This window comes from Pseudomonas sp. CYM-20-01, assembly GCF_023169845.1.
GTDB classification, from domain to species: Bacteria; Pseudomonadota; Gammaproteobacteria; order Pseudomonadales; family Pseudomonadaceae; genus Aquipseudomonas; species Aquipseudomonas azotoformans.
The window spans coordinates 5,951,019-5,962,654 of sequence record NZ_AP025169.1 but is presented as its reverse complement, the minus strand read 5'-3'; the positions used below and the strand labels follow the sequence as shown (position 1 = coordinate 5,962,654).

At 60.4% G+C, this 11,636-nt stretch carries 8 protein-coding genes; 1 reads left to right on the top strand and 7 read right to left on the bottom strand.

Annotation, left to right across the window (positions count from 1 at the left end):
- The first annotated feature begins 214 nt into the window (after positions 1 to 214).
- Complete coding sequence (locus tag M2497_RS27150; protein WP_071493559.1) at positions 215 to 835, top strand: BON domain-containing protein; 621 nt, start codon at positions 215 to 217, stop codon at positions 833 to 835.
- A gap of 233 nt (positions 836 to 1,068) precedes the next feature.
- On the opposite strand, the gene M2497_RS27145 is transcribed toward M2497_RS27150, so the two are convergent.
- The 7 genes from M2497_RS27145 to panB all read right to left on the bottom strand — a co-directional run bounded on the left by M2497_RS27145 (position 1,069) and on the right by panB (position 11,618).
- A complete protein-coding gene (locus M2497_RS27145) occupies positions 1,069 to 3,987 on the bottom strand; it encodes a DUF748 domain-containing protein (RefSeq protein ID WP_248484601.1) in 2,919 nt (972 codons plus the stop codon).
- Between the two features lie 88 nt (positions 3,988 to 4,075).
- The gene (locus M2497_RS27140; RefSeq protein ID WP_248484598.1) at positions 4,076 to 5,092 is read right to left on the bottom strand and encodes a class I SAM-dependent methyltransferase; all 1,017 of its coding nucleotides are present in this window, start codon (positions 5,090 to 5,092) and stop codon (positions 4,076 to 4,078) included.
- 57 nt (positions 5,093 to 5,149) lie between these two features.
- Positions 5,150 to 6,019 carry an oxygenase MpaB family protein gene (locus M2497_RS27135; protein WP_248484596.1) on the bottom strand — a complete coding sequence of 290 codons (870 nt, stop codon included), beginning with the start codon at positions 6,017 to 6,019 and terminating at the stop codon, positions 5,150 to 5,152.
- 17 nt (positions 6,020 to 6,036) lie between these two features.
- Positions 6,037 to 7,974 (bottom strand): acetate--CoA ligase, encoded by a 1,938-nt coding sequence (gene acs / locus M2497_RS27130; RefSeq protein WP_248484586.1) that lies wholly within the window; start codon positions 7,972 to 7,974, stop codon positions 6,037 to 6,039.
- Between the two features lie 105 nt (positions 7,975 to 8,079).
- A complete protein-coding gene (gene pgi, locus M2497_RS27125; RefSeq protein WP_248484583.1) occupies positions 8,080 to 9,744 on the bottom strand; it encodes a glucose-6-phosphate isomerase in 1,665 nt (554 codons plus the stop codon).
- A 225-nt stretch (positions 9,745 to 9,969) separates the two neighbouring features.
- Positions 9,970 to 10,821: a pantoate--beta-alanine ligase gene (gene panC, locus M2497_RS27120; protein WP_248484581.1), complete on the bottom strand. Its 852-nt coding sequence runs from the start codon at positions 10,819 to 10,821 to the stop codon at positions 9,970 to 9,972.
- The gene (panB, locus tag M2497_RS27115; RefSeq protein WP_248484578.1) at positions 10,818 to 11,618 is read right to left on the bottom strand and encodes a 3-methyl-2-oxobutanoate hydroxymethyltransferase; all 801 of its coding nucleotides are present in this window, start codon (positions 11,616 to 11,618) and stop codon (positions 10,818 to 10,820) included. Before panB ends, panC begins: the two co-directional genes overlap by 4 nt.
- Positions 11,619 to 11,636 lie beyond the last annotated feature (18 nt).

Below are 11,636 nucleotides of genomic sequence, written 5' to 3'. Positions count from 1 at the left end.
GCTTAATACAAAGCAAAAGCCGCAACTTGCATGCAGGCTCAGACGGCATCATGCAAGTTGCACGAATCCGGATTTTTGTGTTTTTTATAAGTCATTGTTTATAAAGGATTTAATTGCTATTGCCGACTTGGCACACTGTCTGCAATAACCCTGTTAACGCTGCAGCATCAAGGTTCACACACTGCAGACTTTCAATAAAACAGGAGTTACTCGTATGAAGAAGTTCGCTCTCGCTACTGCTACCGCTCTGACCCTGGCCATGGGTGCTAACGTGGCCTTTGCCCAGACTTCCCAAGCTCCAATGACCTTGGCCGCCGGTGAAGTCACCAAGGCTAAAGAAACCACTTCGGACACTTGGATCACCACCAAAGTCAAAGCTGACCTGCTGACCGAAAAAGGCATTCCGGGTTCGGACATCAAGGTAGAAACCAACAAAGGCGTGGTTTCCCTGTCCTCGACCGTTGCGATCTCCGATTCGCAAAAAGCCACTGCTGTAGCCATCACCAAGAAAATCAAAGGTGTAACTGCTGTTTCTGCTGACGGCCTGATGGCTGGCGGCGCTACCAAGGCTGACAACATCGACAAAACCAAAAGCGCAGCGGCTGGTGCCAAAGAGTCCACCTCGGACACTTGGATCACCACCAAAGTAAAAGCTGACCTGGTTACCGAGAAAGGCATTCCTGGTACCGACATTAAAGTCGAAACCAACAAAGGCGTAGTGTCCCTGTCTTCGACCGCTCCGGTTACCGAAGCTCAGAAAACTACCGCGGTGAACATCACCAAGAAAATCAAAGGCGTTAAAGCTGTATCGGCCGATGGCCTGAAAGCAGAGTAAAACGCATCGTTTTCGTCTGAACTGGACGGCGGCGGCTTAGGGTGAGTTAGATATCCACCCAAATGCACCTCTGGAGTTCATGCGACCGACCACACGGATGTGGTCATTACAGGCCCCGGCACTTGTGTCGGGGCCTGTTCTATTGTGGGTCGGAATATCTGTGAAGGGCAGATGAAGATTAAATGTGGGAGCGAGCAAGCCCACTCCCACATTTGGATAGTGCTGCTCAGACGTTACTCGGCATCCAGATGCATTGGCGTGACCACCCGACCATCTTTCTCAGCCTGGCCCAGGTTGGCATCGATGAAGTACACCCGATCATCTTCCAGCTGGCCCTTATCCACCAGGTAGTCCTTGATGGTGCTGGCACGGTCCTGGCCAAGTTGGCGCAGCAGCACGTCACTGCCACTCCAGAACTTGATCACGCCGTCGCGCAGCTTCGCGCTGCGGTCATTGCTGCTCAGGTCCTTCCACTCGGCCGGCGGTTGTTGTTTCAGGCGGGTGCGGTAGATGCCTTCCAGCAACGGCGCTTTTTCCTTCTCGGGTACGACAAGCAACGAGGCCTGGGCGGGAACTTTGTCGCCACGACGTTGAAGAATCTTGTAGTAGTTGTACTGGTATTCACGCTCCAGTCGCTGGGCAGCAAGGAATGGCCCATCGCTGCTGGCCGCCGCTGTGCCTTCGATTTCCAGGCGCAGGGTAGGGCGTTCCTTAAGTGCTTTAGCCAACGTGTTCAGGGCGCCTTCCGCATCCTTGTTCAATTCGCTTGAGCCTGGGGCGAACGACACATTGCCGAGGTCTTCCGAGCCGCCGCCCGTCACCAGCCCACCGATAAACTTGAAGGGCGCCGTTGCCGCGCGCACTACCAGGTTACGCAGGGTCTGCCAGACGATCGGCATCACACTGAATTGCGGGTTGTTCAAGTCACCGGTGACCGGCAGTTCGATGGAGATCTTGCCGTCACTGTCCTTGAGCAAAGCGACGGCCAGGCGAATCGGCAAGTCCACGGCGTCGGCGCTGTCGACTTTCTCGCCCAGTTGCAATTGCTCAACCACCACTTTGTTCTCGGCCTTCAACTGGCCCTTGGTGATGACGTAGTGCAGGTCGAGGTTCAGGCGGCCCTTGCGGATACGGAAGCCGGCGAACTTGCCGGAATAAGGCGTCAGGGTGGTCAGTTCGACACGTTTGAAGCTGGTCGCAATGTCCAGCGCCGCCATCGGGTCGAACGGGTTCACGCTGCCCTTGATGGTCACCGGTGCATAGCGATCAACCTTGCCCTTGATGTCGACGCTGGCCGGTTTGGCCTGGCGGCTGTCGATGGTGCCGATCTGCCCGTTGAGCTGTTGAATCGCGGTGGCGAAGTTGGGTGTGAGGCTGAAGTCAGCAAAATTGGCCGAGCCGTCATTGATCGCAATCTGCCCGATGCGAATGCCCAAGGGCTTGTCCTTGCTGGCGGGCTTGGGACCTTTGTCGGGCGCTTGCGGAATCAGCAGGTCATCAACGTTGGTGGTGCGGTCATCGTTGATCATGAAGCGCGCATACGGCTGCAGCAGGTTGACCTTGTCGATCGACAGGCTGTCGCCGTGCTGGTAGTTCACGCCTTCAAGCACCAGCCGCTGCCATTTGAGGAAGTCGCGGGTCTTGAGGGTGTCCAGGGTGTGCAATTGGTCGACCTGCGCACGGCCGGTGACCTGAAGCTTCAGAGGATCAGTGCTTTTCAGGTTCACATCCAGATTGCTGCCGAGCATGCCGCTGCGCAGTTCCAGGCGGATGAACGGGCTGATGTAGGACTGGGCCACCCGCAGGTCGATGTCCTGGGTGTTCACTTTAAGCTTGGCACTGACCGGGTTGAGGTTGACCTCGCCGGTCGCCTGGAGCTTGCCTTGCTTGCCCACGCCGGAGTCGACCTTCAAGGTAAACGGGCTCTGGTTGAGGCTGTCGAAATTCTGCAGGTCGACGTTCAGCGGGCCGAGTTCCAGCGCTACCGCCGGCTTGGCCTGGCGGTCAGCCAGGTGCACCTGATAGTTACGCAGTTGCACGTCCTTGAGCAGCACTTGCCAGGGTTTGCTGGGCGCGGCAGGTTCGGCTTTTGGCGAGTCGGCGGTAGCGGGTGCGTTTTTCGGTTCCGGCGCCTTGGCCGGTTTGCTCGGCTGGCTGGCGAACAGTTTCTGCCAGTCCAGTTGCCCGTCGGCCTCAAGGGCCGCCCAGGTTTCCAGTTTGTTGCTGCGGATCTTGCCGACCACCACGTGCTGCTTGGCCAGGTCCACCGTGGTCTCGCTGACGTCCAGGCGTTCCAGGCGCACCAATGGGCGGCCGTCCGGTGCCTTGATGGCAAAGGGCGCGATGCTGGCGGCGGTGTTGGTCAGGTTCAGCTCGGTCTCTTTGGCCAGGCTGAATTTGTACTCGGTGCTGAAGTTGAGCACGCCGTCTTCAAGCACCAGTGGCAGCGCATCACGTACATAGGGCCACCAGGCTTTCATCTTGCCGTTGGTGACTTTCAATGTACCTTCGGAGGTGATCGGCACCAGGCTGAAATTGCCTTTCCAGTCGATCTGTCCACCTGCCGGGCCAGCTGCGACCAGGGTCATGTCGGCATTGTCTTCAGGCAGTGTGCTGAGGTTCTTCAGCTCGAAGTCGAGTGTGTCGTAGAGGAATTCGATGGGCTCGCTGGGGCGCAAGTCCTCGAAGTGCACATAACCACCGGCCAGCTTGATGCTGTCGATACGCAAAGGGAACGGTTTGGCATCGGGATTGGCCGGTGTTGGCTCGCTGGGCGGCAGCTTGAACAACTGCGCCAGGTTGAGTTGGCCGGACTTGTCGAAGAGCAATTCGGTCTTGGGCTTGTCCAGTTGTACATCGGCCAGGTGCAGGGCACGGGTCCAGAGACTGTCGATCTGCAGGTTGGCGTAGAGGCGTTCGAACCCGACCTGTTCCTTGCCGGGCTCACCGATCTTCAGGCCCCACAGGGTCAACTCCAGGCTGAACGGGTTGAGCTCGATTCGCTCGATCCGCGCCGGCACCGTGGCGTAATTGGCCAACTGCTGGTTGGCGATGCGAAGGGCGATGCCGGGGAGAATCAAAAAGCCCAGCAAGCTGTACAGGGCAAGGGCAGTCAACAAGGCGCCAGCGGCGCGAATCAATCCTTTGGGCATGGGGCGGCGCCATCTATGTCAAACAGGAGTGCCTTGGAGTATGGCACGGGTTTTCGGTTCCGAAGAGCAAGGGCCTTTGAGAAACCTCTTACAGCTGAAGTATCAGGGTTTTCAGGGGCGGTTGCTGATCCTGGGACGGGAAGTCCGCTCCAGGCGTCATGATTTGCCAGTCACGCACCGGACGCCCGGCTTTTTCTGCACAACGCAGTACCTGTTCGCGCCAATCCTCCATGCTGACTTTCGCCAGGTTGTTGCAGCAGATCAGCACGCCATTGTCGGCGGTCGCCAGTAGTGCAGGCTTGAGCAGGCTCTGGTAGTCGCGCAGCAGGTCGACGGTGCCGAACGCGCTCTTGGCCCAGGCTGGTGGATCCAACAGCACCAGGTCGTATTGACGTTGCTCCAGGCGCGGATAACTCGGCAGCTTTTGCCCACGGCGTTGGGTGATCGGCAGACCCGCCAATTGGCGAATCGCCGGGAAGTAGTCCGACTGTACAAACTCCATGCTCGGCAATTGCGGGTTCAGCAAGCCGTTTTCCCGACCTACCGCCAGGTTGCCCTCGGCGAAGTCCAGGTTGCACACCTCACGGGCGCCACCGGCGGCGGCGCTCAGGCCCACGCCACAGGTGTAGGCGAACAGGTTGAGCACGCTTTTGCCGGCGCTGTGGGTCTTGACCCAGCCCCGGGTGTTACGCAGGTCGAGGAACAGCAGCGGGTCCTGCCCGGCATGCCGCCCACGTACGCGGTAACTGAGGCCCCACTCGTGGCCAACCAGGTCCCCCAGTGCGGCGGGTTCGGCGCGATACACCGTGTCTTCGCGGTCAATGCGCGAATTGCCACGGGCGCGATCGTTGTACACCAGCAACAACTCCATGCCCATGTACTGGTTGACCTGTTGATGCAGGTCCAGCAGGTCGGCGGTTTCCAGGGATTGGTGGAAACTCTGCACCAGCAATTGCGGACCGTAGCGGTCGATGGTCAGGCCGCCGGCGCCTTCCTGGCTGCCATGGAACAGCCGGTAACAGTCGGTGCCCTGGGCATGCAGTTCGCTGATCAGGTCTTGGCGATGATCGAGGGCGGCGCGCAGCGCCTGATTCAGAGAAGACATGGAGCGCGCCTTGCTGGGAAATTGAGGGCGCGAAGTTTAACAGCTATGCGCCGTCACCTACATCAACCCCATCCGGCGATGGGCGCGTTGCACCGAACCATTGCGCATCGCCCAGCGCAGCATCGGCGCACTGCGTTTGACGCCGGCACGGATCATCTGGCGTTGCAGCGGGCTCTGGTGCTGGTCGAGCATGGCGCTGGCCCAATCCGGCAGCAGGTCGATCCCCGCGCGCATCATCAAGCTGCCAAATGGCTTGGCCAGCACGCTGGGTGAGGGGGCATTCAGCAGTAATCGCAGCACTTCTCGGCTGCGATCGTCGCACAGCAATTGCGGGCGGATGCGTGTCAGATAATCCGAAACTTCCTGCCGAGAGCGCGGAACATGCCGCGCACCCAGCCGTTCAGCGACCAAGGCAATTTCACTGTAGTAACGGTCCTGGTCGCGACCGGACAGGTGCGGGTTGCGGTAACGCAAGTGGGCGGCCAGGAAGTTACTGACTTCCGCCACATGCACCCAGGTCAGCAGCTCCGGGTCGCTGGCCGCATAGGGGCGACCATCCGGCGCGTGGCCGACCACCTGCAGGTGAATGGTGCGGACTTTTTCGATCAGCCATTCGGCGTCTTTGCGCGAGCCGAATGTCGTACCCGAAATGAACTGCGAGGTCCGCCGCAAGCGCCCAAGCATGTCCTGGCGAAAGTTCGAGTGGTCCCACACCCCGGCCAGGGCCAGCGGGTGCAAGGCTTGCAGCATCAAGGCGCTGATGCCGCCGATAAGCATGCTGCTGAAGTCGCCATGTACTTGCCAACTCACCGAGTCGGGCCCGAACAGGCCTGGGTCGCCCTTGGGGTTTTCCAGGTCCAGTTGGCCCAGCGACAGGCCGGTCAGGCTCATCAGTTGGGTTTCGATACGGCTGCGGATAAATTCCATGGCGACTCAAGGGTTTCCTATCGGTTCAGGCGCTTGTCGATCAAGCCGTCCACTACGCTCGGATCGGCCAGGGTCGAAGTGTCACCCAGGCTGTCCAGCTCGTTGCAGGCAATCTTGCGCAAAATCCTGCGCATGATCTTGCCGGAACGGGTTTTCGGCAAGGCCGGAGCCCATTGGATCAGTTCCGGCTTGGCGAAGCTGCCAATTTCTTTGCTGACCAGGTCCAGCAGGTGTTTTTTTAACGCATCGCTGGGTTCCACGCCATTCATGGGGGTGACAAAGGCATAGATGCCCTGGCCTTTGACATCATGTGGGTAGCCCACCACGGCGGCCTCGGCCACCTGGTCGTGCAGTACCAGGGCGCTTTCCACCTCAGCAGTGCCGATGCGATGGCCGGACACGTTGATCACATCGTCGATGCGCCCGGTGATCCAGAAGTCGCCGTCCTCATCGCGGCGTGCGCCGTCACCGGTGAAGTAGTAGCCGGGGTAGGGTTTGAAGTAGGTGTCGACCATGCGCTGCGGATCGCCGTACACACTGCGGATCTGCCCCGGCCAGCTGGCTTTGATCGCCAGCACGCCACTGCCGGCGCCGCTGAATTCCTTGCCTTGTTCATCGAGGAGTACCGGCTGTACGCCAAACATAGGCTGGGTCGCGCACCCAGGCTTGATGCGCTGGGCGCTGACCAGTGGGCTGAGCATGATGCCGCCGGTCTCGGTCTGCCACCAGGTATCGACAATCGGGCAGCGCTGTTCGCCCACGGCATTGAAGTACCAGTCCCAGGCCTCCGGGTTGATCGGTTCGCCGACACTGCCCAGCAGGCGCAGGCTGGCGCGGGAAGTGTTCTCCAGCGGGCCGTGGCCTTCGCGCATCAAAGCGCGCAGGGCGGTGGGCGCGGTGTAGAAGATGTTGACCTGGTGCTTGTCGATCACCTGCCAGAAGCGTGAACTGTCCGGGTAGCTCGGCACGCCTTCGAACATCAGCGAGGTCGCGCCATTGGCCAGCGGGCCGTACACGATGTAACTGTGGCCGGTGACCCAGCCCACATCGGCGGTGCACCAGAACACTTCGCCGTCGCGGTAATCGAGTACGTACTTGAAGGTCATCGCCGCTTGTAGCAGGTAGCCGCCGGTGGTGTGCAGCACGCCCTTGGGTTTGCCGGTGCTGCCGGAGGTGTAGAGGATGAACAGCGGGTCTTCGGCGTCCATCGGCTCGGGCGGACAGTCTTCGCTGGCGGCGTCCAGGGCTTGTTGATATTTGAGGTCGCGGCCTTCGCTCCAGTTAACGGTCGCTCCGGTGCGCTCCACTACCAGCACCGTAGTCACATTCGGGCAACTGGCCAGGGCCTTGTCGACATTCTGCTTCAGCGCCACCGGCTTGCCGCCGCGCACCCCTTCGTCTGCGGTGATTACCGTGCGGCAGTCGGCGTCGAGAATACGGTCGCGCAGGGCATCCGGCGAGAAGCCACCAAATACCACGGAGTGCACCGCGCCAATCCGCGTGCAGGCGAGCATGGCATAGGCGGCCTCCGGGATCATCGGCATGTAGATGCACACCCGGTCGCCTTTCTTAACGCCACGTCTTTTCAGCACATTGGCCAGGCGGCTGACGTTCTGGTGCAGTTGGCGGTAGGTGATTTTGGAAGATTTTGTCGGATCATCGCCTTCCCAGATGAAGGCCGGCTGATCGGCGCGTTGCGCCAGGTGACGGTCGATGCAGTTGTAGCTGACGTTCAACTGGCCACCGGCAAACCATTGGGCAGCGCCGGTGTGGATGTCTGAGCGTTGAACGGTGTGCCAGGGGGTTACCCAGTCGAGAAAGTGCGTGGCCTGTTCAGCCCAGAAGGTGTCCGGCTGTTCGATGGATTGGCGGTAGAGGCGCTGATAGTCCTCTTGACTGAGTTGCGCAGCCCGGCGGACGGCATCGGCGGTGGGGAACGTGCTGATATCGAACATGAGCGATCCTTATTCTTGTTTTTGCGACAAGTCATAAAGATGCACCCAGCAGGGGGAGGGTTCAAGGCCAACGTCCAAACGGACGTTGGCCCTGCAATACCTGGATCAGCCGCGATGACGACCGCGGAAGTAGTTGATCAGGCCCTGGGTCGAAGCATCCTCGGCCGAGGTTTCTTCGGCGCCGGTCAGGCGGTTGTAGACGCCCTTGCCCAGCTCCTTGCCCAGTTCCACACCCCATTGGTCGAAGGCGTTGATACCCCAGATCACGCTCTGTACGAACACTTTGTGCTCGTACATGGCCACCAGGGCGCCCAGGCGACGCGGGCTGATGCGTTCGACCACGAGGGTGTTGCTCGGACGGTTGCCCGGAATCACCTTGTGCGGTGCCAGCTTCTGCACTTCGTCTTCCGGGATGCCTTTGTCGCGCAGCTCGGCTTCCGCTTCGGCGCGGGTCTTGCCGAGCATCAGTGCCTGGCTTTGGGACAGGCAGTTGGCGTACAGCCATTGGTGGTGGTCGGACACCGGGTTGAAGCTGACGATCGGCACGATGAAGTCGGCCGGGATCAGTTGGGTCCCCTGGTGCAGCAACTGGTGGTAAGCGTGCTGGCCGTTGCAACCCACGCCACCCCAGATCACCGGGCCGGTATCAGTGGCGACGGGCGTACCGTCCTGGCGCACGCTCTTGCCGTTGGATTCCATGTCCAGCTGTTGCAAGTGTTTGGTGATGTTACGCAGGTAGTGGTCGTACGGCAGGATCGCGTGGCTCTGCGCGCCCCAGAAGTTGCCGTACCACACGCCCAGCAGGCCGAGCAGCACCGGCATGTTCTGTTCGAACGGGGCGTTCTGGAAATGCTGGTCCATGGTGTAGGCGCCGGACAGCAGTTCCTTGAAGTTGGACATGCCGATGGCCAGGGCGATGGGCAGCCCGATGGCCGACCACAGCGAGTAACGGCCGCCGACCCAGTCCCACATCGGGAAGATGTTTTCTTCGCGAATGCCGAAGGCCACGGCCGCCGCATTGTTGCTCGACACGGCGATGAAGTGGCGGTACAGCTCGGCTTCCGAGCCACCCTGGGCCAGGTACCAGGCGCGGGCGGCCTGGGCGTTTTTCAGGGTTTCCAGGGTGTTGAAGGATTTCGACGAGACGATGAACAGCGTGGTTTCAGCGCGCAGCTTCATGGTCAGCTCGTGGAACTCGCTGCCGTCGATGTTCGCCAGGTAATGGCAGCGCACGCCTTTATGGGCGTAGGACAACAGGGCTTCGGAGACCAGCTCCGGGCCGAGGAACGAGCCACCGATACCGATGTTCACCACGTCGGTGATCGGTTTTTCGGTGTAGCCACGCCACAGGCCGTCGTGGATGCGGCCGACCAGGTCGGTGATCTGGTTCAGCACCTTGTGCACGTCCGGCATGATATTCACGCCGTTGACCGACAGCTTGTCTCCCACCGGGCGGCGCAGGGCGGTATGCAGCGCCGGGCGGCCTTCGGAAGAATTGACCGGCTCGCCTTTGTACAGCGCGTCGATCGCGTCCTTGAGGTGAACCTCTTTGGCGAGGTTTACCAGCAGGTCACGGGTTTCGCTGGTGATCAGGTTTTTCGAGTAATCGAGGAAAAGTCCGCAGCTGCTCAGGGTGAACTGGGAAAAACGCTGAGGATCGGCATTGAACGCTTCGCGCATGCTGAAATCCTGCATGGCTTGGCGATGTTGATTGAGCGCTTGCCAGGCGGGCAGAGCGGTAACGTCATGAGGGGTGCGGTAGTACGCCATCGCTGCGGGTTTCCTTTTATTACGGGGACTGCCTTTAGGACACTTATTTGCCTGGAACATCCAGTCTTTGATCGAGCATTGGGTTCCAGACAGCGCTAACCATAGCGCAGGGCGATTACATTAAACCTAGCGTGTCGATATGTCTTGGCTTTGTCTGCGCTCATGCCGGTACTTTTTTATACCGGCACTTTCAATTTACCAACAAGCAGGGCACGTTGAGGGAGGTCAGGCGAGGGTCAGATGCAGGTTATCGATGAGGCGCGTGGCCCCTAGATAGGCTGCCACCAGGATCACGATATCCCGATCTTCTGCCGATGCCGGGCGCAAATGCACGCCCTGGCGCACTTCGAGGTAGTCCAGACGTAACCCGGCGGCTTCGATCTGGCGGACCTGTTCGGCGCGCAGCTTGGCGAAGTCACGGTCACCGGCTTTGATTGCAGCGCCGATCTGGCTGAGGCTGCGGTACAGCACCGGCGCGATGGCGCGTTGTTCTTTGGTGAGGTAGCCGTTGCGCGACGACAGCGCGAGGCCGTCGTCGGCGCGCACGGTGGGCTCGCCGATGATCTGGATCGGCATGTTCAGGTCATGCACCATGGCGCGGATCACGGCCAGTTGCTGATAGTCCTTCTGGCCAAACACCGCCATGTCCGGCTGCACCATGTTGAACAGCTTGCTGACCACCGTCGCCACGCCTTCGAAATGCCCGGGACGGCTGGCGCCGCACAGGCCTTCGGACAGTTGCGGCACGCTGACACGGGTCTGGCCGGTCATGCCGCCGGGGTACATTTCCTCGACGGTAGGTGCGAACAACAGATTGCATCCGGCCTGCAGCAGCTTTTCCTGATCGGCGGCCAGGGTGCGCGGGTATTTGTCCAGGTCTTCGCCGGCGCCAAATTGCAGTGGGTTGACGAAGATGCTGGCGACCACGAAATCCGCTTGCTGGGCGGCCTTGGTCACCAGGGTGGCATGACCGCTGTGCAGGTTGCCCATGGTGGGCACAAAGCCGATGCGCTTGCCGGCGCTGCGGGCATGCGTCACGGCAGCCCGCAGTTCACGTACGGTTTTAACGATGTTCATGCAGAGAACCCATGTTCGGCGGCCGGGAAGGTCACGCCTTTGACTTCGGCGACGTAAGCGCTCAAGGCGTCATGGATGCTGCTCTGGCCGGCCATGAAGTTCTTCACGAACTTCGGCACGCGGCCGCTGATCGACAGACCGAGCATGTCGTGCACCACCAGCACCTGGCCATCGGTTGCCGAACCCGCGCCGATACCGATCACTGGCACTTTCACGGCCTGGGTGATTTCCGCCGCCAACTCGCTCGGCACACATTCGAGCAGGATCATGGCCGCGCCGGCCTGTTCCAGCGCGATGGCGTCCGCGCGCATCTGGCGCGCCTGGGCCTCATTGCGGCCCTGTACCTTGTAGCCGCCGAGGATGTTCACCGACTGCGGCGTCAGGCCCATGTGCGCACACACCGGCACGCCACGCTCCGCGAGCAGGCGGATCGACTCGGCAAGCCACACCGCGCCTTCAACTTTGATCATGTGCGCACCGGCTTGCATCAGTTTGCCGGCATTCTGGAAGGTCTGTTCGAGTGTCGCGTAACCCATGAACGGTAGGTCGGCGATGATGAAGGCGCCATCGTTACCGCGCTTGACGCTGGCAGTGTGGTACGCAAGTTCATCGGTGGTGACGGGCAGGGTGCTGTCATTCCCTTGAAGAACCATGCCCAGGGAGTCGCCCACCAGCAGCACTTCAACCCCGGCCTGGCAACTGGCGTGGGCGAACGTGGCGTCATAGCAGGTCAGCATGGCGATTTTTTCACCTTTGAGCTTGAGGCTCTGCAAGGTGGTCAGGGTAACGTCTGGCATGAAAAGGGTCCTCGTTCA

Excerpts from the sequence above, each read along its gene's own strand:
- M2497_RS27150 (WP_071493559.1), top strand. The coding sequence starts at position 215 with ATGAAGAAGTTCGCTCTCGCTACTGCTACCGCTCTGACCCTGGCCATG.
- M2497_RS27145 (WP_248484601.1), bottom strand. The coding sequence starts at position 3,987 with ATGCCCAAAGGATTGATTCGCGCCGCTGGCGCCTTGTTGACTGCCCTT.
- M2497_RS27140 (WP_248484598.1), bottom strand. The coding sequence starts at position 5,092 with ATGTCTTCTCTGAATCAGGCGCTGCGCGCCGCCCTCGATCATCGCCAA.
- M2497_RS27135 (WP_248484596.1), bottom strand. The coding sequence starts at position 6,019 with ATGGAATTTATCCGCAGCCGTATCGAAACCCAACTGATGAGCCTGACC.
- acs (WP_248484586.1), bottom strand. The coding sequence starts at position 7,974 with ATGTTCGATATCAGCACGTTCCCCACCGCCGATGCCGTCCGCCGGGCT.
- pgi (WP_248484583.1), bottom strand. The coding sequence starts at position 9,744 with ATGGCGTACTACCGCACCCCTCATGACGTTACCGCTCTGCCCGCCTGG.
- panC (WP_248484581.1), bottom strand. The coding sequence starts at position 10,821 with ATGAACATCGTTAAAACCGTACGTGAACTGCGGGCTGCCGTGACGCAT.
- panB (WP_248484578.1), bottom strand. The coding sequence starts at position 11,618 with ATGCCAGACGTTACCCTGACCACCTTGCAGAGCCTCAAGCTCAAAGGT.